General features: G+C 35.9%; 27 protein-coding genes. 12 read left to right on the forward strand and 15 right to left on the reverse strand.

What is annotated here, in order from left to right:
- Window positions 1–23: 23 nt before the first annotated feature.
- A complete protein-coding gene (locus tag ACFSQJ_RS05905) occupies window positions 24–1067 on the reverse strand; it encodes a TPM domain-containing protein (RefSeq protein ID WP_377766029.1) in 1044 nt (347 codons plus the stop codon).
- Window positions 1068–1201: 134 nt separating this feature from the next.
- On the opposite strand from ACFSQJ_RS05905, the gene ACFSQJ_RS05910 reads away from it, so the two are divergent.
- Window positions 1202–2941, forward strand: a complete 1740-nt coding sequence (locus ACFSQJ_RS05910) for an ABC transporter ATP-binding protein (protein WP_377766030.1) — start codon at window positions 1202–1204, stop codon at window positions 2939–2941.
- Here the strand turns inward: ACFSQJ_RS05910 and ACFSQJ_RS05915 are convergent.
- The 9 genes from ACFSQJ_RS05915 to ACFSQJ_RS05955 all read right to left on the reverse strand — a co-directional run bounded on the left by ACFSQJ_RS05915 (window position 2938) and on the right by ACFSQJ_RS05955 (window position 9433).
- Window positions 2938–3270: a 2Fe-2S iron-sulfur cluster-binding protein gene (locus ACFSQJ_RS05915; RefSeq protein WP_377766031.1), complete on the reverse strand. Its 333-nt coding sequence runs from the start codon at window positions 3268–3270 to the stop codon at window positions 2938–2940. The genes ACFSQJ_RS05910 and ACFSQJ_RS05915 overlap by 4 nt on opposite strands.
- Window positions 3271–3326: 56 nt before the next feature.
- Window positions 3327–4385: an NAD(P)/FAD-dependent oxidoreductase gene (locus tag ACFSQJ_RS05920; protein WP_377766032.1), complete on the reverse strand. Its 1059-nt coding sequence runs from the start codon at window positions 4383–4385 to the stop codon at window positions 3327–3329.
- A 65-nt stretch (window positions 4386–4450) separates the two neighbouring features.
- Window positions 4451–4690 carry a NifU family protein gene (locus tag ACFSQJ_RS05925; protein WP_377766033.1) on the reverse strand — a complete coding sequence of 80 codons (240 nt, stop codon included), beginning with the start codon at window positions 4688–4690 and terminating at the stop codon, window positions 4451–4453.
- A 5-nt stretch (window positions 4691–4695) separates the two neighbouring features.
- Window positions 4696–5832, reverse strand: coding sequence for an Mrp/NBP35 family ATP-binding protein (locus ACFSQJ_RS05930; protein ID WP_377766034.1), 1137 nt, complete (start codon window positions 5830–5832; stop codon window positions 4696–4698).
- Between the two features lie 139 nt (window positions 5833–5971).
- Window positions 5972–6307 carry an MGMT family protein gene (locus tag ACFSQJ_RS05935; RefSeq protein ID WP_377766035.1) on the reverse strand — a complete coding sequence of 112 codons (336 nt, stop codon included), beginning with the start codon at window positions 6305–6307 and terminating at the stop codon, window positions 5972–5974.
- Window positions 6308–6937, reverse strand: a complete 630-nt coding sequence (locus ACFSQJ_RS05940) for a LysE family transporter (RefSeq protein WP_377766036.1) — start codon at window positions 6935–6937, stop codon at window positions 6308–6310. It abuts the gene before it with no gap.
- Window positions 6938–7609: a tRNA (guanosine(46)-N7)-methyltransferase TrmB gene (trmB, locus tag ACFSQJ_RS05945; protein WP_377766037.1), complete on the reverse strand. Its 672-nt coding sequence runs from the start codon at window positions 7607–7609 to the stop codon at window positions 6938–6940.
- 85 nt (window positions 7610–7694) lie between these two features.
- Complete coding sequence (locus tag ACFSQJ_RS05950; RefSeq protein WP_377766038.1) at window positions 7695–8747, reverse strand: sensor histidine kinase; 1053 nt, start codon at window positions 8745–8747, stop codon at window positions 7695–7697.
- Window positions 8747–9433, reverse strand: coding sequence for a response regulator transcription factor (locus ACFSQJ_RS05955; RefSeq protein ID WP_377766039.1), 687 nt, complete (start codon window positions 9431–9433; stop codon window positions 8747–8749). Before ACFSQJ_RS05955 ends, ACFSQJ_RS05950 begins: the two co-directional genes overlap by 1 nt.
- 274 nt (window positions 9434–9707) lie before the next feature.
- Between ACFSQJ_RS05955 and ACFSQJ_RS05960 the strand changes: the two genes are divergently transcribed.
- From ACFSQJ_RS05960 to ACFSQJ_RS05985, 6 genes are all read left to right on the forward strand, one after another.
- A complete protein-coding gene (locus ACFSQJ_RS05960) occupies window positions 9708–12530 on the forward strand; it encodes a TonB-dependent receptor (protein WP_377766040.1) in 2823 nt (940 codons plus the stop codon).
- 34 nt (window positions 12531–12564) lie between these two features.
- Complete coding sequence (locus tag ACFSQJ_RS05965; protein ID WP_377766041.1) at window positions 12565–13758, forward strand: multidrug transporter; 1194 nt, start codon at window positions 12565–12567, stop codon at window positions 13756–13758.
- 147 nt (window positions 13759–13905) lie between these two features.
- Window positions 13906–14211: a T9SS type A sorting domain-containing protein gene (locus ACFSQJ_RS05970; RefSeq protein WP_377766042.1), complete on the forward strand. Its 306-nt coding sequence runs from the start codon at window positions 13906–13908 to the stop codon at window positions 14209–14211.
- A 64-nt stretch (window positions 14212–14275) separates the two neighbouring features.
- The gene (locus ACFSQJ_RS05975) at window positions 14276–14677 is read left to right on the forward strand and encodes a hypothetical protein (protein ID WP_377766043.1); all 402 of its coding nucleotides are present in this window, start codon (window positions 14276–14278) and stop codon (window positions 14675–14677) included.
- Between the two features lie 163 nt (window positions 14678–14840).
- Window positions 14841–15164 (forward strand): T9SS type A sorting domain-containing protein, encoded by a 324-nt coding sequence (locus tag ACFSQJ_RS05980; protein ID WP_377766044.1) that lies wholly within the window; start codon window positions 14841–14843, stop codon window positions 15162–15164.
- A 74-nt stretch (window positions 15165–15238) separates the two neighbouring features.
- Window positions 15239–16225 carry a LuxE/PaaK family acyltransferase gene (locus ACFSQJ_RS05985; RefSeq protein WP_377766045.1) on the forward strand — a complete coding sequence of 329 codons (987 nt, stop codon included), beginning with the start codon at window positions 15239–15241 and terminating at the stop codon, window positions 16223–16225.
- 1 nt (window position 16226) lies between these two features.
- On the opposite strand, the gene ACFSQJ_RS05990 is transcribed toward ACFSQJ_RS05985, so the two are convergent.
- Complete coding sequence (locus ACFSQJ_RS05990; RefSeq protein ID WP_377766046.1) at window positions 16227–16619, reverse strand: lipocalin family protein; 393 nt, start codon at window positions 16617–16619, stop codon at window positions 16227–16229.
- Between the two features lie 47 nt (window positions 16620–16666).
- Window positions 16667–17962 carry a tyrosine--tRNA ligase gene (gene tyrS, locus ACFSQJ_RS05995; protein WP_377766047.1) on the reverse strand — a complete coding sequence of 432 codons (1296 nt, stop codon included), beginning with the start codon at window positions 17960–17962 and terminating at the stop codon, window positions 16667–16669.
- A 99-nt stretch (window positions 17963–18061) separates the two neighbouring features.
- Here tyrS and ACFSQJ_RS06000 point away from each other — a divergent pair, with 99 nt between their 5' ends.
- Both ACFSQJ_RS06000 and ACFSQJ_RS06005 read left to right on the forward strand, forming a co-directional pair.
- Window positions 18062–18709 carry a hypothetical protein gene (locus ACFSQJ_RS06000; RefSeq protein ID WP_377766048.1) on the forward strand — a complete coding sequence of 216 codons (648 nt, stop codon included), beginning with the start codon at window positions 18062–18064 and terminating at the stop codon, window positions 18707–18709.
- Window positions 18710–18739: 30 nt separating this feature from the next.
- The gene (locus tag ACFSQJ_RS06005) at window positions 18740–19762 is read left to right on the forward strand and encodes an NAD-dependent epimerase/dehydratase family protein (protein ID WP_377766049.1); all 1023 of its coding nucleotides are present in this window, start codon (window positions 18740–18742) and stop codon (window positions 19760–19762) included.
- Here the strand turns inward: ACFSQJ_RS06005 and ACFSQJ_RS06010 are convergent.
- From ACFSQJ_RS06010 to ACFSQJ_RS06020, 3 genes are read right to left on the reverse strand one after another with little or no spacing between them, the layout of a single operon-like run.
- Entirely contained in the window at window positions 19722–20162 is a 441-nt protein-coding gene (locus tag ACFSQJ_RS06010; protein ID WP_377766050.1) for a DUF4296 domain-containing protein, read from the reverse strand. The genes ACFSQJ_RS06005 and ACFSQJ_RS06010 overlap by 41 nt on opposite strands.
- 3 nt (window positions 20163–20165) lie before the next feature.
- Window positions 20166–21500, reverse strand: a complete 1335-nt coding sequence (locus ACFSQJ_RS06015; RefSeq protein ID WP_377766051.1) for a dihydroorotase — start codon at window positions 21498–21500, stop codon at window positions 20166–20168.
- Window positions 21500–22231 carry a polyprenol monophosphomannose synthase gene (locus ACFSQJ_RS06020; protein WP_377766246.1) on the reverse strand — a complete coding sequence of 244 codons (732 nt, stop codon included), beginning with the start codon at window positions 22229–22231 and terminating at the stop codon, window positions 21500–21502. Before ACFSQJ_RS06020 ends, ACFSQJ_RS06015 begins: the two co-directional genes overlap by 1 nt.
- A 128-nt stretch (window positions 22232–22359) precedes the next feature.
- Here ACFSQJ_RS06020 and ACFSQJ_RS06025 point away from each other — a divergent pair, with 128 nt between their 5' ends.
- From ACFSQJ_RS06025 to ACFSQJ_RS06035, 3 genes are read left to right on the forward strand one after another with little or no spacing between them, the layout of a single operon-like run.
- Window positions 22360–24030 (forward strand): ArnT family glycosyltransferase, encoded by a 1671-nt coding sequence (locus ACFSQJ_RS06025; protein ID WP_377766052.1) that lies wholly within the window; start codon window positions 22360–22362, stop codon window positions 24028–24030.
- Window positions 24030–24686, forward strand: a complete 657-nt coding sequence (locus ACFSQJ_RS06030) for a DUF4271 domain-containing protein (RefSeq protein WP_377766053.1) — start codon at window positions 24030–24032, stop codon at window positions 24684–24686. Before ACFSQJ_RS06025 ends, ACFSQJ_RS06030 begins: the two co-directional genes overlap by 1 nt.
- Window positions 24687–24691: 5 nt before the next feature.
- Window positions 24692–25435 (forward strand): uroporphyrinogen-III synthase, encoded by a 744-nt coding sequence (locus tag ACFSQJ_RS06035; protein WP_377766054.1) that lies wholly within the window; start codon window positions 24692–24694, stop codon window positions 25433–25435.
- The last annotated feature ends 20 nt before the right edge of the window (window positions 25436–25455 follow it).

Genomic DNA, 25455 nt, shown 5'->3' on the forward strand with positions numbered 1-25455 from the left:
AAGAAATACAGGGTAATTGCTAATTACCAACTACCACTAGCTCCACCACCACCAGAACTACCACCACCTCCAGAGAATCCTCCTGAACTACCGCTAGATGAACTAGAACCAAAAGAGTGCGAACCAGAAGAAGAAAAGGTTTTTCTCATATAACTCTTATTGGTTTTAAACCAAGAAATATCTAAATCCTCTTTCCCTTTTAAACGAATCTTTATTAATGCAATTAACAAAGCAATCCCAAAAAAGGGCACCAAAAGCCATAAAAATTGCTTGGGCTTATCTAATAAATATTCATATTTTTTTAAATCAGCACCAAAAATAGCAGAACCAGCAATTAAAGGAATAATAATGAAGACCAACCCAAAAGAGCCGCTTAACCCTGCAAACGGAACCATGAAAAGCCCATGAAAAAATCCAAGCTTCCCAATAAACATCCCCCTAAAAACTTCGATTAAATTTCGATATGATTTAACAAAAAAGAACCCTCCAACACCTACAAAAAGGGATAAAAACCCAACCATAAATATGATTCCTATGTTTTTATTCTTTTTTTCACTTGCTGCTATCTCAGCTTTGAGTTCATCGAGGATTTCCGGGTTTTTTAGATATAGGATTATTTCATCAGTTGCAGCATTAATTCCTTCAAAATAGAGTTCTTCTTTAAACCTAGGAATCATTGTATTCCTGATAATACCGGAAGCAATTGCATCAGTTATAAATGGTTCTAAACCATAGCCAACTTCAATTCTAACTTCTCTATCATTACTAGAAAAGAGTATTAAAATACCATTGTCTTTGTCTTTTTGGCCTAGTCTGTTTTTATTAAAAGTGCCGTTCGCATACCCTTCAATAGTTTCATAACCTAATTCTCTTATTGTTAGCACAACCAATTGATTGGTTGTTTCGGCTTCAAAACTGGTAAGCTTTGTTTTGAGTTCTTCTAACTGATTTGTCGTAAATATTCGAGCGCTGTCGGTAACTATTTCACGCAATTCGGGGTAATTGCTTTGAGAGAAAACAGAAAATGAAATTGATAAAAAAAGAAGTAAAATACCTTTTTTGAACATAGAACAATTAAAGACCAACATCTCAAAGATACATTAGTTGCTTAAAAGTTAAATTGAAGTCATTACATCAACATATCTGTATCCTTTTTTCTACAATTTCAAGTACCTTGCAACTTACTTTCGAAACAATTTTTATGGCAGATAAAAAAGTTAGCATTTTAAAAGCATTTAGAACCATTATTTGGCCAAGACGTAAACTGGTTTTTATTGGTCTATTCTTAATTGTAATAAGTAAGGCTGCTAGTTTTGTTGCACCTGTCTCATTGCGCTATTTTTTAGATGATATTGTTCCAAATAAAGATTATGACTTCTTAAAAATTTTGGTCGTTGTAGTGGTGCTTTCATTTTTGGTGCAAGCTATTATGTCTTTTCTTTTGACGAAAGTATTAAGTATACAAGCGCAATACATGATTTCCGAACTAAGGGCTCAAGTTCAAAAACAAGTACTTTCTTTACCTATTCGCTTTTTTGATAACACAAAATCCGGTGCCTTAGTTTCTAGAATTATGAGCGATGTTGAAGGGGTTCGTAATCTAATTGGAACCGGATTAGTTCAGTTGGTTGGCGGAACAATTACAGCAGTAGTATCTCTTATCCTCTTATTACAGATTAGCCCAGCAATGACCTTACTAACTTTTGTGCCGCTTATTCTATTTGCTGTAATTGCTTTAAAAGCCTTTAAAATTATACGTCCTGTATTTCGAGAGCGGGGTAAAATAAATGCCGAAGTTAAGGGTAGATTGACTGAAACTTTAGGAGGGATTCGAGTTATAAAAGGATTTAATGCCGAAGAACAAGAAGGGAAAGTTTTTGAAACAGGAGTTGAAAGATTGTATCAAAATGTAAAGAAAAGTTTAACTGCTACTGCCGTTATGACTAGCTCTTCTACTTTTCTTCTTGGCCTTGCCACGACTGGCATTATGATGGGCTTTGGTGGATATAAAATGATGCAAGGAGAACTTACCACTGGTCAATATTTTGAGTTTACTTTTCTACTGGCACTAATGGTAGCTCCAATTGTTCAAATGAGTAATATAGGAAGCCAGTTGACTGAGGCTCTAGCTGGCTTAGACCGAACAGAAGAATTAATGAATGAGGTATCTGAATCTGATGAAAAAGAACGGACCATTGAACTTTCAAACATTCATGGTGACGTTTCTTTTAAAGATGTTTCTTTTGCCTATGAAGAAGATAAAGACGTATTACACAATATCAGTTTTGAAGCTAAATCTGGAGATGTTATTGCTTTAGTTGGCAGTTCTGGTTCTGGAAAATCTACTATTGCGGGTTTAGCAGCCACTTTTCTTAATCCAGATTCTGGTCAAATTACCATTGACGGTAAAGATTTAGCTAAAGTTGACTTAACCAGTTTTAGGCAGTTTTTAGGTGTGGTTCTGCAAGATGATTTTCTATTTGAAGGTACTATAAGAGCTAATATTCTATTTCCTAGACCCAATGCCTCAGAACAAGAATTAAAGGAAGCAGTAAAAGCTGCTTATGTGGATGAATTTACTGAACGGTTTGATGATGGTTTAGATACTTTAATAGGTGAGCGAGGTGTAAAACTTTCTGGAGGACAACGACAACGCATTGCTATTGCGAGAGCTGTTTTAGCAAACCCTAGAATTTTAATTTTAGATGAAGCAACTTCAAATTTAGATACCGAAAGTGAAGCTTTAATTCAAAAAAGTTTAGCGGAACTAACTAAAGGTAGAACCACTTTTGTAATTGCCCATCGTTTAAGTACTATTCGTAAAGCAAACCAAATTTTAGTGATTGAAAATGGTAGAATTGCAGAGCAAGGGACTCATGAAGAACTAATTGCTACCGAAGGTAGGTATTATAACCTGTTTACGTATCAGGCTAGGATTTAAACTTCCTCAGGTGCCAATTCTACCTCAAGTCCATCCAATTCTTGGGTCATATGAATTTGACATCCTAAACGAGAATTATCCTCAACATTAAATGCTTCAGAAAGCATGGCATCTTCATCATCTGATTTTTCTGGGAGTTCGTGTGCTGACTTTACATAGCATTGGCAGGAAGCACACATTGCCATACCACCGCAAATACCAATAGTTCCCTCAGGAGCTAGTTCGTAAGAGCGAACCACTTCCATCAAGTTCATATTCATGTCTGTTGGTGCATCAATCTCGTGAGTGACACCTTCCCTGTCTGTAATCTTAATTTTTATGTCACTCATTAGAATCTATGAAAGTATTACCCTTCGACTGCGCTCAGGGTGACATTCGTTATTAATTAATCAATTGTTTTTACTACCGCTTTAGGTGCTTCTTTTTTACTTCCATCAAAGCCAGTTACACCCCCTACTGTAGTATATTTCATAACATACTTCTTATCCGGAAAAATACGTTGATAGGCACTTTGGCACATTAATGTAGCTTCATGGAAACCACAAAGTATCAATTTCAATTTTCCTGGATAAGTGTTTACATCGCCTATGGCATAAATTCCAGGGATATTCGTTTGATAATCTAGGGTGTTATCTACTTTTATTGCGTTTTTTTCAATTTCTAATCCCCAATCCCCAATTGGTCCCAATTTCGGCGAAAGCCCAAAAAGTGGAATAAAATTATCTACTTGAACCTCAATGTTCTCTTTTGTATCAGTTTTTTGAACTACAACACTTTCTAAACTATTTTCTCCTTTTAGTTCAACAACTTCGGCCGGTGTAATTAGATTTATATTACCAGCATTTTTAAGCTCTTGCACTTTTTCAACTGAATCTAATGCTCCCCTAAATTCATTTCTACGATGAATTAAAGTAACCTCAGCAGCAACATCAGCTAAAAAAATGGACCAGTCTAAAGCAGAATCTCCACCGCCAGCAATTAGTACTTTTTTATCTCGATAAACTTCTGGGTCTTTAATAATATAAGCTACTCCGTTATCCTCAAAAAAGTCAAGATTTTCCAATTTTGGTTTACGTGGCTCAAAACTGCCCAAGCCTCCTGCAATTGCAACAATTGGGGCATTATGCTTTGTTCCTTTTGTTGTAGTTATTACAAAAGAATCATCGGCTAACCTTTCTATCGTTTCTGCGCGTTCCCCAAGTGTAAAGCCAGGCTGAAAAGGCTTTATTTGTTCCATTAAATTATCCACCAAATCTCCTGCTAATACTTCAGGAAAACCTGGAATATCATAAATTGGTTTCTTAGGGTATATCTCTGAACATTGCCCACCTGCTTGGGGTAGTGCATCAATAAGATGGCATTTTAGTTTTAAAAGTCCAGCTTCAAAAACAGCAAAAAGCCCAGTTGGGCCCGCGCCAATTATCAATATATCTGTTTTAATCATGAAAATCTCTTAGAATTGGTCAAAACTAAGTAGTGTAGTCTATGGAAAACTATGACTTATACGATTTAACTAAGGTTTATTACTTCTTCAATTTGAGGCACATATTTTTTGATGGTCATCTCAACACCGCTTTTCAATGTCATTTGATTAACACTACAACCGATACAGTTACCTTCTAATTTTACTTTTACCGATGTATCATTATCGATAGATATCAAAGAAATATCCCCTCCATCACTTTGCAAAAAAGGACGAATTTCTTCTAATGCTTTTTCTACATTTAATCTTACTTCTTCTGATGTCATAAGAATTATTTTTTAACAGCGGCACAGCCTGCCATTGTTGTGATTTTAATTGCTTCCGTTGGTGGTAAAGCCGTATTTCTATTCACCAATTCCTGCACTACATTTTTGGTCAATTCCTCAAAAGCTACTTCGGTCGTTGTAGCGGTTTGCAATGCAGCCGGTCTTCCTACATCTCCTGCTTCCCTAATACTTTGAACCAAAGGAACCTCCCCTAAAAACGGAACTTTCAAATCTTCGGCCAAATGCTTTGCTCCATCTTTACCAAAGATATGGTATTTGTTCTCGGGCAGTTCTTCTGGTGTGAAATACGCCATGTTTTCTATAATCCCTAGAACCGGCACATTAATTGCCTCTTGCTGAAACATTGCTACGCCTTTTCTTGCATCTGCCAAAGCAATCTCCTGTGGAGTGCTAACTACAACTGCACCGGTCACAGGAAGTGACTGCATGATACTCAAATGAATATCTCCGGTACCTGGGGGCAGATCCAATAATAAAAAATCAAGTTCTCCCCAATGTGCATCAAAAATCATTTGATTTAGAGCCTTCGATGCCATGGGGCCTCTCCAGATCACGGCCTGATTTGGCTGCGTAAAAAAGCCGATGGATAATAATTTAACACCATAATTCTCTACAGGTTTCATTTTATTTTTACCATCAACATTGATAGAAAGTGGTTTTTCTAAAGCAACGTCGAACATTATGGGCATAGAAGGTCCATAAATATCAGTATCTAAAACACCCACATTAAAACCCATTTTAGCCAATGTAACGGCCAGATTCGCCGTGACAGTAGATTTACCAACCCCTCCTTTGCCTGAGGCGACAGCTATAATACTTTGTATACCTGGTATTGGTTTCCCTTTAATTTCATTGACCTTCGGTTTTGTTGCAGCCTCTACCTTTAGGTTTACCTTAATCTTAGCCTTCGTATATACCTTTTCATGGATAATTTTTAAAATCTCAACTTCGGTTTTTTTGCGGGCCTGCAGACTAGGATTTTTTATTGTTAAATCTACTTCTACCTCATCGCCAAAAACCTGAACGTTGGTAACCGCACCACTTTCAATCATATTTTCGCCTTCACCAGGAACGGTAATATTCTCAAGAGCTTTTAAAACTTCTTTCTTATCTATCTTCATTAATCAAATTTGTCTTGTGATTCTGAGCTTATAAAAGCACAGTCGTTTAAATTGATTCTAAATTACAAAGATACGGCGTAGGCCTCAGATTAAGAAGTTGGTAGATTGAAAATGAAGATGGTATAATAAGTCTCCTTTATTAGTAGAAAGATTCTAATTCTTTACCAGGGTCCCAAAAATGTTTTTGAAAATCAATAATTTGATTATTTTCAACTTGAATACCCTCATTTTCCAATAGTTGTTGCATCAGATTAGTACCGTCAAAGTGTTGTTTGCCTGTAAGCAAACCCACTCTATTCACAACGCGATGCGCAGGTACATCTTTCGTAAGTGAATTGTTCATGGCCCAACCCACCATTCTAGCGCTGCGTGCCGCACCCAAATATTTCGCAATGGCACCATAGGAGGTTACACGACCATAAGGAATTTGTTGTGCCACCTCGTAAACCTTATCGAAAAAGTTTTTCTCTTCCATTTAATGATAAAAAACACGTATTAGGGTTATACAAAGTAAAACCAACATTAAGCCACTCAAGATATAATTCGAATTTTTAGAAAAACGGTTTGATTTGCGTTCCATTTTATTAAAATAAAACACGTACAAATACATCACCAAAAAAGTACCCAAACCTGCCGCTAAAATAAAGATAACCTCATCGATTATTTCATAATCCATAAACCCTTGTGAATTAAATAGGGTGTTCAATCCGCTATAATAGGGCACGGTCAACAGGTTTATTGCGGCTAAAAACAGACCCTTACTAAAACTGCTTCTCTTCTTACCTTCAACAAATTGTAATGGTTCGCTGTTTGATTTCTTAGCCTTGAAAAAGAAAAAGATAGCAAGTACCCCAAATACAACTATGGCTAGTTGTAATAACATTGCTATTACTTCTGGGTTTCTTAAAAGGTATTTGGCTATTCTAACGGCCAAGTATACTTGTAACATGACCATTAGAGCGACTCCTAATCCAAAAATAATACCATTGGATTTCCCTTTTTCTACACTAGTTTTTGCTGCATTTACATTTAGTAGCCCCGGTGGGGCCGAAGCCAAAAAAGCAGCAGAAAAAGTAGCTAAAAAAAGCGTTAGCAGTTGTGTCATTTAGTTTGTTATCCTAAACTGGATATAGGTTATTGGTTTTCCCTTTTCAAGATACTGATTTTCATAGAAAGTCTGAATTTTTAAGACTTCTTGGGGGCTGCCCTCGTTTTTATAAACATCGTGATTTGCATAAAGAACCTCATGATTTAAGCCATGAAGTACCCCAAGTGTATAGCCGTGCATAAACTCGCTATCTGTTTTAAGATGCATTATGCCGTTCGGCTTTAAAATCTTTTGATATTTTTTAAGGAAGACCTCATTGGTCATTCTATGTTTGGTTCTTTTATACTTTATTTGAGGATCCGGAAAAGTTATCCATATCTCTGAAACTTCATCCTTTTCAAATAGCTGGTCTACCAATTCTATTTGTGTTCTAACAAAGGCAACATTATTTATATTTTCTTCAATTGACGTTTTGGCACCACGCCAAAAACGGGCTCCTTTGATATCAATTCCAATATAATTTCTATTGGGGTTTAATCTTGCAAGACCAACGGTATATTCTCCCTTACCACAACCCAATTCCAATACAATAGGCTTCTCATTTTTAAAAAATGAACTCCATTTGCCCTTGAATTCAAAGCCCTTTAAAATTTCATCTCTAGTAGGTTGAATTACATTCGAAAATGTTTCATTTTCAGCAAAACGCTTTAGTTTATTCTTGCTTCCCAAAACAACTGTTTAATTTTTGGCAAAACTAATCAAATCTAAAACGACTCGACTATCAAGAGCAATAAGAATGAACTGTTTTAGGGGGCTAATCTCGCTTAGATACTTTTTCTAAGGTAAAAGAAAACTCAGAACCAACATCTTCTTCACTTTCCACATAAATTTTTTCACCGTGAGCTTCTATAATGTGCTTTACTATAGATAAGCCCAAGCCAGAACCTCCAACGTCTCTATTACCTGTTTTATCAACTCTGTAAAATCGCTCAAAAAGTCTTGGTATATGTTCTCTTGAAATGCCTTCTCCGTTGTCTGTCACCCTTATAATAACTTTGTTTTTAATGAGATTTTCTACGCTAACCTCAGTAGTGCCATTTTCGTGCCCATATTTGATAGAGTTGACCAATAGGTTTGTTAAAACCTGTTGAATTTTTTCGTCATCACCCAACACATAAATAGGGTTGGCATACGCCATATCAAATGTCAACGTAATGTGTTTTTTAGCAGCCTTCATTTCTAAAAGTTCAAACACATTCTTGATAAGCTCAATAATATCAAACTCTTCTTTCTCAAGGTTTAAATCGCCTACTTCCAATTTTGTAATCAAGTCAAGGTCCTTAACTATATAGATTAGGCGTTCTACCCCTTTGCTCGCCCTTTTAAGGTATTTTTCGTTTACTTTATTGTCTTTTAGCGCACCATCTAAAAGTGTTAAAATATAGCCTTGTACCGTAAATAAAGGTGTCTTTAATTCATGCGACACATTACCTAAAAAGTCTTTTCTATATTCTTCTCGAATCTTGAGTGTGTCTATTTCCACCTTCTTATCCTTCGCAAATTTGCCAATCTCTTCAGTTAAGGTTTTCATATCGGTGGTTACCGGTCTTGAAGAAAACGAAGAAGATTCCAGTAAGGAAACATCATCATATATTTTCTTTACTCGGCGGTAGATAAAGCGTTCTACCCTAGTCTGAATAATAATGAAAGGAATCAGGAAAGAAATAGGCAGAAAAAGCAACAATTGTTTCCAATCTAAACTGTCGGTTATCCAGAAAACCAGTAAAAGTGATGCCGTAAGAAGGATTGAAATATATAGCGAGGAACGCAGGGCAAATCTATATGACTTTTTAAGCTTAATAGCCATTATAGAACAAACTTATACCCTACCCCTTTCACAGTTTTAAAGTGATGGTCTCCTATTTTCTCTCTTAGTTTACGAATATGAACATCTATTGTTCTACCCCCGACAACAACTTCATTTCCCCAGACCTTATCAAGAATAACCTCTCTCTTAAATACTTTACTAGGTTTAGATGTAAGCAATGCTAAAAGCTCAAACTCTTTTCTTGGCAAGATAATTTCTTTGCCATCATTTACAATCTTATACTCTTCTCTATTAATGACGATATTACCTACTTTCACGATATCCTCAGCATCTTCTTTATCCTCTTTCAACCTTCGCAAAAGGGCCTTCACTTTACTGACAAGTACTTTCGGTTTAATAGGTTTGGTAATATAATCGTCTGCGCCAGCATCAAAACCGGCAACTTGAGAATAATCTTCGCCACGTGCTGTAAGAAAGGTGATAATCGAGTTTTCTAAACCAGGGGTGTTCCGCATAATTTCACAGGCCTCGATACCATCCATCTCAGGCATCATAACATCTAAGATAATGAGGTGGGGATGTTTTTTTTTGGCTTTTGCGACACCTTCCACACCATTCTTGGCCGTAAATACTTCATACCCTTCAGAAGCGAGATTATAACTTACAATTTCAAGAATATCTGGTTCATCATCAACCAAAAGTATTCTAATATCACTGGTTTTCATCTGTTATAAATTTGTGTTAGAAACCGATCAGATGCAATTCGCCTCAACTTTTTATCGTCTAAATAATTCACTGTAAAAGCTTATTTCGCGGGATGGTTTTTTCTTTGTTGTTTACCCAAATGTAAATATAATACAATTACACTTTGATCTCTTAACGTTGATTTAATGTGATAACATTATGGTAATACTTTTAAAATAAACTCTTAACCTACGCCTTACACAGCTTTTACAACACATGTCTTTCTTTGCGCAGCGTTAAACCACAAACCGTACAATGAAAAACGTTTTTACCATATTAGTATTAATATTCACTACAACTGTGCTTTCGCAAGGAACAGGTAGTATTATTGGTAAACTTACCGACAAAGAATTAAACGAAGAACCATTACCTTTTGCAAATGTTCTAATTAAAGGAACAACAATAGGAACAACATCAGATTTTGATGGTTTGTACGAAATTGCGAATCTAGAGGCAGGTGTTTACACAGTTCAGTATAGTTATTTAGGTTACGAAACTGTTGAGATACCTAATGTAGCAGTAGTTGCGGATAAAGTTACTACAATCAATGTACCCATGAGTGCTTCTCAGGGTTTTGCATTAGATGAAGTGGTGATTACTACTTCTGCCAGAAAAGATTCTGAAATTGCCTTGCTTTTAGAACAAAAAAATGCTGTCGTTCTTCAAGAAGCCATAAGTGCAGAGGCATTGACCTTAAAAGGAATAGATGATGCCGCGGGTGCCGTAGCGCAAATATCCGGAATCTCAAAACAACAGGGTTCAAGTAACGTTTATGTACGTGGTCTTGGTGATCGCTACCAAAACACAACAATGAACGGCTTATCACTTCCTTCCAACGATGTCAATAAAAAGAACATCGATTTAAACTTATTCTCGTCAAGTATTATAGAAAATGTAGCTGTAAGCAAGGCATATAACTCTGATTTTTACGGGGATTTTGCGGCAGGTAACGTTAATATAGACTCCAAAGAATATACAGGTGATGGTTATTTATCTGTCTCTTTAGGTAGTGGTATTAACAGTAATGCCATTGGTGAAGACTTTTTACAGAGCGAGGGAACTAGCTTCTTTGGTTTCTACAATAGGTACAACAACAATCCATTTGCTGTAATTCTATCTCACGGAGTAGACCCAGAAAGTATGTCTGCACCTATTAACATTAATGGTTCAATCGAGGGAGGTTACTCTATCAATCTAAATGATGAATCGCGATTGAGCTTTTTTGGCACCGCAAGTTTTGGCAATGGCTATGAGTTTTTACAAGGCCCGGCAAGAGATTTTACCAATGTACTAAAGTTTGACTTTCCGAATACCGCAGAGTACGCATATAAAACAACTACTACGGCACTCGGAAACATTGTTTATAAAATAAATAACGAGAATAAGATTAAATACAGCTCATTATTCATAAACAGCGCCAAAGATGCGGTAAGCTTTTTTGGAGTAGATGGACAAGGATTCAACCGTGATGGTATAACTTCTGACAATGGTTTTTTCGTTTCAAATATTCAGTTCAATCAGGATATGATTTTTGTGAACCAACTTACAGGTCAGCATCGTTTTAACGAAAAATGGAAGTTGGACTGGGGCACTGGTTATAACAAGGTTTTTTCGGATGAACCGGATAGAAAACGTATTACCCTAGAGAATTACCAATTTGCCTTGGATGATGACCCAAATACCAATCCTGTGTTTTTTACGAATACAGCTTTCGAAAATCAACGTTTCTTTCAAAACATTGAAGACGAAGAGTTCAATAGCTTTATCAATTTAAGCAACCAATTATCTGAAAAAACAGTATTAAAATTTGGCTATAACGGCAGAACCAAAGAACGTAACTTTAAGAGTATTCGTTATGGCTATAGAATCTTTGACCGAACTACACCAGTTACCGACGTCAACAACTTTGATGATTTTTTCACCATTGAAAATAGCAGTTTAGCTGGTGTAGAAGGGGCGCTTTATGAAATAAGAAACTTAAACCCGATAAACAACGACATAGGTGCCGTAAACAGACCTGGTCTGCCAGATAATACGTATACCGGAAAACTTGATATCCATGCTGGTTATCTAATGGCAGAATTAAGCCTTAATGATAAATTTTTGATTGTCCCTGGTATTAGGGCAGAATCGGTAAGTCAGCAAATTCAATATGACGTAATCAATCTTCCGCCTTCTGACCCTGGGTTTAGAAATGTTTATGAAAATATTTTCCTTCCCAGTTTAAATATGAGGTATAAACTAAATGAAGATGCCAATTTAAGGTTTGCATTTAGTAATACCGTCTCTTTTCCAGAATTTAAAGAAGTAGCTCCCTTTGTCTACGAAGGTGTTACACAGCGCTTTGGTGGAAACCCCGATCTGTTCGGAGGTAAGAATGGGGATGGCGTAAATTTCTCTAAAATCTACAACTTTGACCTCAAATATGAGTGGTTTATGGAACGAGGTGAGATTTTATCCATAGCCGCTTTCGGAAAACTAATTAAAAATCCTGTGAATAGGGTTATTGCAGCCGATGCTACCGGTACGCAACGTCTTTTCCGTACAGGGAATCAAGCAGAAGTAATTGGTTTAGAAGTAGAGGCAAGAAAAAATCTAATCACCAATGCCGAGGAAAAAACAACCCTTTCCCTTGGTATAAATGCAGCTTATACAAGAACTAATCAAGATTTAAGAAATATTGAGGCTGGTGAGGCAAATACATTCGGCACCACTTTCGACAGAAGTTCTGATGAACTACAGGGGGCATCTCCTTTCATCATAAATGCAGATTTAAATTATAGCCCAGTATTTGAAAATTATAGCCCGAAAGCAACTTTGGTGTTTTCATACTTCTCTGACAGAATCTCTGCCTTAGGTGCGGGTTCTTTAGGAAACATTGTAGAAAAAGCTGTTCCAACACTAAATTTTATTTGGAAAAATCCATTTGGAGAGCATTTTGAAGCTAACCTAAGTGCTAGCAATCTATTGAATCCAGATATTACCTTACTTAGGGAAAATACTGGCGACGGCGATGTTGTGATTAGAGAATATAATCTTGGAATAAACGTAGGAATTACTTTGAAATACAAATTTTAAAAAACCATAATAATTACTTTTTAAACTTAAAACGATGAGAAATAAATTTTTAGTATTTGGTATTGCTTTAGCAGTATTTGCTTCTTGTGAGCGTGATGACACTTCCGATATTGTAATTAACGATAACAGTGTTACTACAGTAAACAATAATCAAGGAACTACAACCGAAGAAGACACTGTGGTTTTAACTCCTGCATCTGGATCTATCACGGAAGATACTACATTAGAGGCTGATGTTGAATATATGCTAACTGGCGCAACTATTGTTGCATCTGGGGTAACCTTAACTATAGAGCCTGGAACAATTATTAAAGCAGAAGCAGGACCTAATGTTTATTTAGCTATTGAGCAAGGAGCTCAAATTATGGCTGAAGGAACGGCTTCTAATCCAATTATTTTCACATCTAATTCAACAGCTCCTTCTGCTGGTGATTGGGGTGGTATTATTTTGTTAGGTAGAGCACCAGTAAACTCTGTAACAGGAACTTCTACAGCGACCTCAGAAATTGGAAATTTACCATACGGAGGCAACGTAGCAGATGACAATTCTGGTATTTTAAGATATGTACGCGTACAATACTCGGGTGGTGCTGCAGACGGGCAATCAGAAAATAATGGCTTCTCCTTTTATGGTGTAGGTAATGGAACGACAATTGAATATATACAAGCTTTTGAAGGTGCTGACGATGGTGTTGAATTTTTTGGAGGAACAGTTAATGCAAACTTTGTGGCCGTTGTTAATGCACAAGATGATTCTATTGACTGGACGGAAGGTTACAACGGTACAATAACCAATGCTTACGTGTTACAAGGCAATGGTATTGGAGATGAAGCTTTTGAGTGTGATGGTTTTAATACGGATTTCACCAATGCTTCTGGTTCTTTCTCTAACCCTACCGTAACCAATGTCACTATTAAAAGTGAAAGTGGTTCTAACGATAGCACAAGAGGTTTCTTATTGCGCGCTGGTACCCAAGGTACTTTTACAAACATTTTAATTGAAGGTAAGAACACAGGTATATCAGTTGATGATGATGAAGCTTCTACACCTACATCTCAAGAAATAGGGTCTAACCTAACTTTTACTGATGTTACTTTTACTGACGTGGTTTCCAATACATCTATTGATGGAACTGCCACGGAAGGCGATTTAGTTACAGGAATAGGTAACGGTACAGGTACAGATGTTGCTTCATGGGGAGCAGGTTGGACCGTAGGAATTAACTAAAAAATCGATTTTTCATACTAAAGCCTCGCTTAGCGGGGCTTTTTTTGTGCAGTTCATCGAAAAGTGTGGGATTTATCTTCATAGCACTGGTCGTTCCTTCTTCAAATTTTTATATTTGTGGCATACCCTTTGTAACCAATACTTTATATGAAGCAACTTTACTTAGTAATCTTCTTTATGGTATGCTCGTTTGGTTTTTCTCAAAACCAAGCCAAGGGTGATATTGACGGATTCAAATTGTATCCGAATCCTGTTACCAACGGAAAGATATTTATTAGTACTTCCCAAAACGCCCCTAAAAAGATTTTAGTCTTTGATGTTCTAGGCACAAAAGTTCTAGAGACCACCATTCTAGGCAAAGAATTAAATCTATCCAATTTAGATAAAGGTGTTTACATTCTTCGTGTTATGGAGAAAGATAAGATGGCTACACGTAAATTAGTTATCAAGTAATTCCTAAATTACCATATAGGAGTTCTTACCACTTCATGAAATTCAAAGTTTTATTTTACTTCTTATGTGCGGCTCTCTTTTGTTTTCGCAAAAAGATGAGGTCATTGGCAAATATTACCTAGAATTACTAAACAATGAAAACAATATCATTAGGTATCGATTAGAACTAAGGCCAGATTATACGTTTCTATTCCATGCATATAACAATCGTAAAAAAAGCAATCCAGCCGTACTAAACAAATATGGAAAAGGTATATGGAACGCATCGGATAAGGTAATTTCTTTTATGACGGATAAAGAAAAAGATATTGATGACGAATACCAATTGAACTTTACCGACACCAGGGCGAGATTCATACAAAAACATCCTAGGAATAAAACCAAAAGCTCCATAGCAACAAAACTTCTGTTACTTGAATCTGAAATTCCTTGGATATCAAAAATTGAAATGTTCAAATTACATTGAAAATGGAGTGCCTTAAGTAAAAATGGTCATTGAAATACCATTCCTTCATCGATGATTTTGACTGTTCATCGTTCTCACCACCAATGCCCTCCCTTTCACAACATAAAATAGCCCAACACCCTGCCTTTCAGTAATTTTACTTCAGATATCCCAAATCTCGAACATGAAAAAAATCTACTTCATAGCACTAGTAATTTTGCCGTTACTATCTTTTGGACAAGAATTGGTTACCGTGAACGACGAAAAAGAAACGCAAGTAAAAGGTTTTAAAATGTATCCGAACCCCGCTTATGGGGAAGAAATATATATTACGACAACATCTAATGCCAAAAAGAATATTAAGGTGTACGATGTTTTTGGAGAACTTGTTTTGGTCGATAAAATAAGTACGAATACTCTAGATATTTCTAGACTTGTACCGGGCGTTTATGTATTGCAGGTAACAGAAGATAAAAAAACAATGACAAGAAAACTTGTCATAAAATAATAACCCATACTAATCAATTTAAAAGCCTCTGACAAGATTGTTAGGGGCTTTTTATTTGGTTATTTTTGTGCTGTATGGCAAACTTTGAAATTGATACCCTTTTTGATATTCAAAGTCAAAAAGAATTTGATTCGTTGGCACTTAAAACGTTCAAATTTCAATACCGATACAATGGGGTATACCATACTTTTTGTGAGCATTTAAAACGAAATGAGGATAGTGTACAACAAGTCTCTGATATTCCCTTTTTACCTATCCAATTTTTTAAGTCCAAAAAAATACTGACTGCAAAAAAAAATACTGAAATAATCTTTGAAAGTAGTAGAACTACCGGCGCTATCACTAGCAAGCACTTTATCGCGGACACCACTATCTACAAAAAAAGCTACTTAAACGGATTTAAAGCGTTTTATGGTGATGTACAAGACTATTGCATTCTCGCTCTATTACCGGCCTATTTAGAACGTAAAGGTTCTTCGTTGATATATATGGTCGATGACCTTATTCGAAAATCAAATCACCCAGATAGCGGCTTTTACTTAAATAACCTGAGCGAACTGAAGATTAAATTAGAAAAATTAGAAAGCCTGGGTACTAAAACCCTACTCATCGGGGTCTCATTTGCTTTACTAGATTTAGTTGAAAAATATACCTTCTCACTTAGGCATACCATTGTTATGGAAACTGGAGGCATGAAGGGCAGGCGTAAAGAGATGATAAGAAATGAATTACACAACAAGTTAAAAAAGGGGTTTGGTGTTGATGCCATACACTCAGAATACGGTATGACCGAACTACTATCTCAAGCATACTCAAAAGGCCGGGGCATTTTTAAATCTCCCCCATGGATGAAGATTTTAACTAGGGATACCGAAAACCCATTGGAAATTCAACAAGTTGAAAAAACCGGAGGCATCAATATCATTGATTTGGCCAATCGTTATTCTTGCTCTTTTATTGCTACCCAAGATTTAGGAAAAACGTATAAGGATGATAGCTTTGAAGTTTTAGGTAGGTTTGACCATTCTGATATTAGAGGGTGTAATTTAATGGCTTTATAAATCAGTTTCTAACAAAAGAATAGCTAACCTCATCATCTGCAATTTCAGGAGAATCTACAAAAACAAGCAATAATCTATCTTCTCTTATTTCAATGTCAAAGGACTGACCATTTTGAAAAGTAATACGTGTATCATCCCCTGAAAAAGTATAGGTGCCATCCTCTCTAAAATACACTTCATTACCACTATTTAAAACACTCATTTCGTTAGTTGTACTGCTAAAAGTAACTGTAGTCAAATTAAAGTTTGGAGGGTCAGGAAATGCGCAAAAACAACTTACACTGGCAAGCGTCCACTCGCCAACTAATGCACTATTGAGTAGTTCGCTATCATCATCATTACTAGTGCAAGACATAAAAGCAATTGTTAATAGTACAATCAGTATTTTTTTCATCTTCATGGGTTTATAAATAGATACTTTGCATATAAAAGTGTTGCTTATCACTTAAAAACCAAAACAAAATAATTTTTCTTACCCCGTTGCAATAGCACAAACTTGTTATTGATTAAATCTGACTCCTTGATAAGATAATCTTCTTTAACTTTCTCTTTATTTACCGAAATGGAGTTCTGCTTTAACTCACGTCTTGCTTCTCCATTTGATCCTAAAAATCCTGTTTTGGCAGCCAAAGCACCGATCATATCAAGCCCCGAATCTAACTCAGATTTATCGACTTCAGCCTGCGGCACACCGTCAAAAACATCTAAAAACGTCTTTTCATCCAATTGCTTTAAATCTTCAGAAGTAGATTTTCCGAATAAAATGTTACTTGCTTTAATTGCGTTGTCTAAATCCTCTTGAGAATGTACCATTTTGGTTACTTCTTCGGCCAGTTTTTTTTGCAAGCTCCGCAAATGGGGTTCTTGTCGATGACTTGAAACTAAATCGGTTATCTCATCTTTTGATAAAAAAGTAAATATCTTAATATACTTCTCGGCATCTTCATCTGACGTATTCAACCAATATTGGTAAAATTTATAGGGTGAGGTCCGTTCCGCATCCAACCAAATATTTCCTCCCTCAGTTTTTCCAAATTTTGTGCCATCTGCCTTAGTAATCAATGGACAGGTGAGTGCGTATCCTTTTCCACCACCAATACGGCGGATAAGTTCGGTACCTGTCGTAATATTTCCCCATTGATCGCTTCCACCCATTTGCAATGTGCAATTATGGGCATTATACAAATGGAGAAAGTCATAGCCTTGTACCATTTGATACGTAAATTCTGTAAAAGACATTCCTTCTTTGGCATCAGAAGAAAGTCTTTTTTTTACCGAGTCTTTAGACATCATATAATTTACGGTAATATGTTTGCCTACATCTCGAATGAAATCTAGAAAGGAAAAATCCTTCATCCAATCGTAATTATTGACCAAAATTGCTGCATTAGCACTTGCGTTATCAAAGTCAAGAAATCTTGAAAGTTGTTTTTTAATCGCTTCTTGATTGTATCTTAAAGTTTTTTCGTCCAACAAATTTCGCTCCGCTGATTTTCCTGATGGATCACCTATCATTCCGGTTGCACCACCCACCAAAGCAATAGGTTTATGACCTGCTGATTGAAAGTGGCATAACATCATAACCCCAACAAGATGGCCAATGTGTAATGAATCAGCGGTAGGGTCAATACCCAAATAGGCAGATTGCATTTCAGTCATCAGATGTTTGTCAGTGCCCGGCATTACATCATGCACCATTCCTCGCCATGTTAACTCTTCAACAAAATCTTTGGTCATTTTACTTATTTAAAATTGAGTGACAAATATAAAATCAAACTCTTATTGATATCTAATAATTTAACCAAAATACCCTAATTTTAAAGAAAAACGCCTCCCATGAAAAAGATTGAATATTTTCTTTATAGTCTTTTTACCCTCCTTATTTTTTCCTGTTGTCCAGATGTAAGTCCAGAAATAGTTACCGCCGAAATTGAAGAGTTAGAAATTTTAAACTACGAAGCTGATGAGAAATTAAGATTACCATCCAATCAAAGCATAATAAATTCAAGCGCTTATGCAATTATAATAATTCCAAATTCTCCAAGTTTAAGCGAATTTGAGCCCCAGGAAAGAAACGCACTATTTCGCTCTCCTGATTGCAATAAAACTGTTGACCCATCTTTTGTTTTTGAAGATAATATAGTTGAAGTGAATATTACATCTAGCGAAGACTTTTATGAGAACCAAATAGGCAATCAGGATGTTTCGGCCCTTTTTGAATTTGCAGAGATTTTACCTACAAATGAGTTTGGAAACGGTTATGTTCAAATTTTTACAGCGGATAGATTTAGCCGTTTCAATGAGGTAATTCAATCTGGAGCTGTTCGACAAGGTTATGAAAATGAATCCTTAGTATCTTTTTTTGCACTAAAGTTGAATTTCTTTCCAATCGAGACAATTACAACAACCTTTACCGTAGAGTTTATATTTGAATCTGGGCGGCGACTAAGTGAAATAACCCCAGAAGTAACAATAATACCTTAAAAAGAATATTACAATTGATAACTTAGCCAAATGATTTTAGTAACAGGAGGTACTGGTTTGGTTGGTTCACATTTACTGTTTCATTTAGCTAGTAAAAGAATTCGAATTAGAGCAATATACCGAAACGGAGACCGTATTGCTTTAACCAGAAAGGTTTTTGAGTATTATACCGATACCCCTGATAAAACCTTTAATGAAATTGATTGGGTCAAAGCCGATATAAATGACATACCTTCTTTAAGCATAGCCTTTAAAGGAATTACCAGAGTATACCACTGTGCCGCATTAATTTCCTTTGATCCAAAAAAAAGAAAACAGCTCTTTAAAGTTAATGCAGAAGGCACAGCAAACCTTGTCAACCTCTGCATTGAACACAAGGTTGAAAAACTGTGCCATGTGAGTTCTATAGCCACAATTGGGGAGTCTTTAGATAAAAAACCAGTTGCCGAAACTAAAGAATTCAATGCTTCTGTTGCAAATATTTATGCACTATCAAAACACCAGGCAGAAATGGAGGTTTGGCGTGGCTCACAGGAAGGGATAAATACCATTATCGTTAATCCTGGGGTTATCATTGGTCCAGGATTTTGGGACAATGGAAGCGGTCGTCTTTTTAAAAAGATTTCAGAGGGATTAAAGTTCTACCCCCCTGGAGGCACCGGTTTCGTTACCGTTAAAGATGTGGTTGGCGCTATGGTCAACTTAATGGATTCTGAGATTACAAACGAAAACTATATTCTTGTCTCTGAAAATTTGACTTATAAAGAGGCATTCACAAAAATTGCCGAAGCGGTAGAAAAGAAAGCCCCAAAACTATTATTAAAAAAAGGACTCTTGGCTATTTTATGGCGACTTGATTGGTTAAAATCTAACCTCATCGGCTCCGAACAGGTCTTATCTAAAAAACTTGCGAGTTCATTTGATACCACTACTATTTATAGCAATGAAAAAATAATAAAGGATAGCAATTTTAAATTCGAAAATTTAGCAGCTGCCATAAATTCTTGTGCCGCTACTTTTTTGAAAGAGAATCATTCAACTGCAGAGTACTAGGCTTTTTTATACTATCTCTGCGCTGCTCATTTGCCTTTTTAATACTATCATTTTTTCGCTTTTTTTGCTCCTCTAAAAGTTTAACCTCATTTTCTAGTCGTGCCTCTACATTTTCATATATGGCTTGATATTCTAGAGGTACTGAAGCATAATACACATCACTTTGCGTAAATTGAATACTATCGATATCGTACTTTCTAAATATAAAAGGCATAACCTCAATATTGTTCTTGCTCAAAAGGCTTGGACTAGTACCTTTTGTACTATTCAAAATCGCCATATCATATAGGATAGAAGCCATCTTTTCTTTAGAGATTAGATTTTCAGGTGGCTCTATTACTTTTTCGCCACAAGAAAGAAGCACGAAAGAAATACAAAAAAAAAGAAGCTTTAAACGCATAGCTTATCTATTAAATGTCAAACGTTTTGCATGTTTTTCTTTTGAAAACCCACTATTTTCATAGGCTAGATGCCCATTTATAAAAGTACGTTTCACCTTAGAATCAAAAGTAACACCTTCGAATGGTGACCATCCGCATTTATATAAAATATTAGCTTTTTTAACTTCCCATTTAGAATTCAAATCAACTTCAACCAAATCGGCAAAAAATCCTTCTTTTACATAACCACGTTTTTCAATGTCAAAAAGCTTTGCCGGGTTGTGACACATTTTTTCAACCAACTTTTCTAAACTAATTTTTCCTTCTTTGTGCTTTTGCAACATTGCGGGCAAAGCGTGCTGTACCAATGGTCCGCCAGAAGGGGCTTTAGTATAGGCATTGTCCTTTTCTTCTAGCAAATGCGGTGCATGATCCGTAGCAATAACATCAATACGGTCGTCCAACAATGCATCCCAAAGCTGTGCTCTATCATTCGCTGTTTTGACAGCAGGATTCCATTTGATAAGCGTGCCTTTTGTGTCATAGTCCACATCACTAAACCAAAGGTGATGAATACAAACTTCAGCAGTAATCTTCTTTTGCTCTAATGGAATATCATTCGTGAATAGATTTGTCTCCTTCCCTGTGGACAAGTGAAAGACATGAAGTCGAGCCCCCGTCTTTTTTGCTAATGCAATGGCCTTTGAAGAAGACAAATAACAGGCTTGCTCACTACGAATTATTGGGTGATATTTTATGGGAATGGCATCACCAAATTGATTTTTGTAGTGTTCTAAATTTCTTCTAATAGTGCCTTCATCTTCACAATGGGTAGAAATCACCAACTCGGTATTTCTAAAAATCTTTTCTAAAACTTCTTCATTGTCAACCAACATATTACCCGTTGAAGAACCTAAAAACAACTTTACGCCCGAACAACTTTTGGGGTCTAATTTTTTAAGCTCCTCAAGATTATCATTCGTACCTCCGAATAAAAAAGAATAGTTTGCATAAGAAGCTTTTGACGCTACGGAAAATTTTTCTTCTAATTTTTCAATAGTTGTCGTCTGCGGATTCGTATTGGGCTGCTCCATAAACGTAGTAATTCCCCCAGCTAAAGCCGCCCGACTTTCACTTTCAATATTTCCTTTATGGGTTAAACCTGGTTCTCTAAAATGTACTTGATCGTCTATAACCCCAGGTAAAATATAATTCCCTGAGACGTCAACAGTCTTTGCATTTGAGTCTGATAGTCCGGCCTCTATCTTTTCAATATAATCGTCTTTAATAAGTATATCGGTCTCAAACACTTTACCCTCATTAACAACCTTAGCATTTTTTATGAGTATCCGCCCCATTATTTAAAACTATTTTTATTGAACATGCTTCTAAATTTCATACCAATAACTCCAAAAATAGCCTCCCTAATTATTGAGGAATTCATTTTTGATTCCCCATTAATTCGATCGGTAAATATTATTGATACTTCCTCTATTTTAAACTTTTTCAAATAGGCTCTATATTTCATTTCAATTTGAAAAGCATAGCCTATAAAACGCACAGCATCTAAATCTATAGCCTCTAAAACACTCCTTTTATAACACATAAAACCGGCAGTAGGGTCGTGTACGCGCATCCCTGTAATTAGTTTCACATAAAAAGATGCGCCATAAGACAATAAAATTCTAAAAAGTGGCCAGTTTACCACATTGACGCCTTTTTTATAACGAGAGCCTACCGCAACATCGGCACCATTCAAACAGGCGCGATGCAATCGTTGTAAATCACTTGGTTTATGCGAAAAATCGGCATCCATTTCAAAAATATAATCATAACCCTTCTTGATTGCCCACTTGAAGCCATGAATATAAGCGGTTCCCAAGCCAGATTTTTCTTTTCGCACCTCTAAAAACAATCTGTTAGAAAACTCTTTTTGAAGTTCTTCAACATTTTGCGCAGTACCATCGGGTGAGTTGTCGTCTACCACCAAGACATGAAAGTCTTTTTTAAGGTCAAAAACAGCTCTTACAATAGCCTCGATATTTTCAATCTCGTTATAAGTAGGTATGATTACAAGTCCGTCTGCCAATTCATTCAAATTAAAAAGTAAAAATAGTGTTTTTTATCAGCCCAGTTTTTATGAATGGTATTTGAGGTAATAGTAAAAATTGCATCTAAGCATTATTCGTAACTTTGCCAGCGGTAATAGTGCATGTAATGACTCAGAAGTTTCCAAAGCTTTTTTTATATCTTTTAGGAGCGTTGTTCCTTTTAAATTTGGTTCAAAGTTTTTTTACGGAACTTATCTACGATGAAGCATATTACTGGTATTACGCGCAAAATCTAGACTCGGGCTATTTTGATCATCCACCAATGGTGGCCTTGTTGATTAAACTAAGTAGTTTTCTGTTTAATGGAGAACTAGGCGTGCGTCTAATGAGCTGTATTCTTGGTATTGGTACCCTCGCAGTATTATGGCATATCATAGAAGACGAGCGAAAGAAAGACTACGTTGTCCATTTTTTTCTAATGATGTTCGCAATGCCTTTGTTGAACGTCTATGGTTTTCTAACACTACCCGATACTCCACTCTTATTTTTTACGGCACTCTTTTTATTGATTTATAAAAGATTTTTGGTAAAAGCTTCAATGGGCAACACGGTATTTCTGGGATTAGTTATGGCAGGTCTGATGTATAGTAAATACCACGCGGTTTTGGTCATCTTTTTTGTTCTATTGTCAAATCTTAAGTTACTTCGAAACAAATATGCGTGGTTAGCTGTCTTTATTTCTTTGCTAGCCTATTTGCCGCACTTTGCCTGGTTATATAATAATGACTTTGTAACCATAAAATACCATCTATTTGAACGGCCTAACCAACCCTATAGTTTTGAAGGGTTTACACTTGGTTACATTCTTAACCTCGTCTTGAATTTTGGGTTGATTTTTCCTTTTGCCTACTGGGCGCTTTTTAAGAAAAAAGCTAATGAAGATTTTGACAAGGCACTGCTCTTTTTAAGTTATGGTATTATCCTTTTCTTTTTACTATCTAGTTTTCAGCGGCGTACCCAAACTCAGTGGGTCATTGTTATATGCATTCCTATGGCCTTACTTGCTTATGACTATCTTATACAAAATGCTAAAAGCCGCAAATGGATGTACAGATTGAGTATACTAAGTTTAATACTACTTTTAATAGGTCGTATCGGACTCGCCTACCAACCTCTTTTCCCCATTGTCTATGAAACACATGGTAATAAAGAATGGGTAAACGAGTTAAAATCAAAAGCTGGAGATATCCCTATTGTATTTGAAAATAGTTATCGCAGATCCCCGATGTATCAATTCTATTCGGGAGGCACAACTACCTTTTCATTGAATAATGTTCATTACAGACAAAACCAATATACCATTGATGCTTCTGAATCCAAAGTTCAAGGCAAAAAAGTCGCCTATGTATCGCTCTACATGAACAAAGGTGATTTTGAATATCAAGACCTTAAAGGTGGTGTATTTAAAGGTGTTTTCATTGAAAATTTTGAATCTTTCAGAAAACTTAGGTGTTATGCAGATAGCGAAGTAATTCAACTTTCGCAAAAGAATATGCCATTGAAAATTTATAACCCTTACGATGTTGCTATTCCTTTAGAAAAAATAAATATTAGGGTCGGCTATCTCAATCCTTACAAACAACTAAAAGAGACAAAAGATATAAAGTACTCACCAATTGAAGGCGGAGCGACTTTTCTAAAGGCAAGGGATACGACCTATTTTACTTGTAGTCTACCCGATTCTAAGTTAGAAGACTTGAGCTATCTTAAATTTTCTATTTCAGAGAATGGCCTTCAATCAGGAATTAGTAGTCAAACTTATAAAGCTGAACGCTAATGGAGATCATTTACAGGAGCGTGGATTCTTTAGATTGGATTACCCTGGTTATTTTCTGTAGTCTATTACTGTTGACATTGAGCAAATATCTGTTCAAAGGAATGTTTTCTAACTTTATCATTTTACCTTTCAATAACAAGTACGTGACCCTTTATAATAAAAAGGGAAAGCTCTTTAACTGGTTTCATTTATTGCTTACGGTTTTTCAGCTCGTAAATTTTTCCTTATTTATTTTCTTGTCTAAAAATACTTTATCCTCAGAAGGGTTTGGTTCTTACCCTGTTGTCTTTTTTGCTGCATTAGGTATTTTAATCGGTTATCTTCTTGTTAAGATGGGTATACAAATGGCAAACGGATTCGTATTTGATGCCAATGAATTGGTCACAGGATTAATCTTTAATAAATTATCTTACTTTAACTATAGCAGTTGTATCGCCTTTCTAGCGAATATAATTTTAACTTATATATTAAAAGACTCAAAACCTGTAGTATACATAAGTATTTTCTGTATTTTTTTCGTTAATGGCATTGGTCTGGTCAATGCATTGCGAAACCATCAAAAGTTGATTTCAATCAACATTTTCTATTTTATTTTGTACCTTTGCGCACTCGAAATTGCACCCTTAGTGCTTATCGGAAGCTATCTAAACGATTGATTCTTATGAAAGTAAAAACGATTTTGGTCTCTCAACCGGAACCTAAAATGGATAACTCTCCATATTCTCGTTTGATTGAAAAAGAGAAGGTAAAAGTCGATTTTAGACCTTTTATTCATGTTGAGGGCGTAAACGCTAAAATTGTTAGAGAGCAAAAGATTGATCTTAACGATTTTACAGCTATTATTCTTACGAGCAGAAATGCGGTTGACCACTTTTTTAGAATTGCAGAGGAAATGCGATTTAAAGTTCCCGATTCTATGAAGTATTTCTGCCAATCTGAAGCAGTTGCTTATTATTTGCAAAAATATGTGGTTTACAGAAAGCGCAAGATTTATGTAGGGAAAAGACTTTTTGACGACCTTACACCTATGTTCAAGAAATATAAAGACGAAAAGTTTTTACTTCCTTCGTCGGACAGTTTAAAACCAATAGTACCACAAACTCTTGACAAATTAGATCTTGATTGGAAAAGAGGTGTTTTCTATAAAACCGTTATAAGCGACCTTTCTGATCTTAAAGAGGTTTATTATGATGTCTTGGTTTTCTTTAGCCCCTCGGGAATAGAATCTCTTCTAAAGAATTTTCCTGATTTTAAACAAAATGATACACGTATAGCGGTATTCGGTAATAGCACGGTGAAGGCGGCCGCCGACGCTGGCCTTAGATGTGATATAAAAGCGCCAACACCAGAGACACCGTCTATGACTATGGCACTTCAAAAGTATATTACGAGTGTCAATAAATAGAACTCGAAAGAAAAAGCATA

Origin of the sequence: Croceitalea marina, from assembly GCF_042684265.1 — a bacterium.
GTDB classification, from domain to species: domain Bacteria; phylum Bacteroidota; class Bacteroidia; order Flavobacteriales; family Flavobacteriaceae; genus Croceitalea; species Croceitalea marina.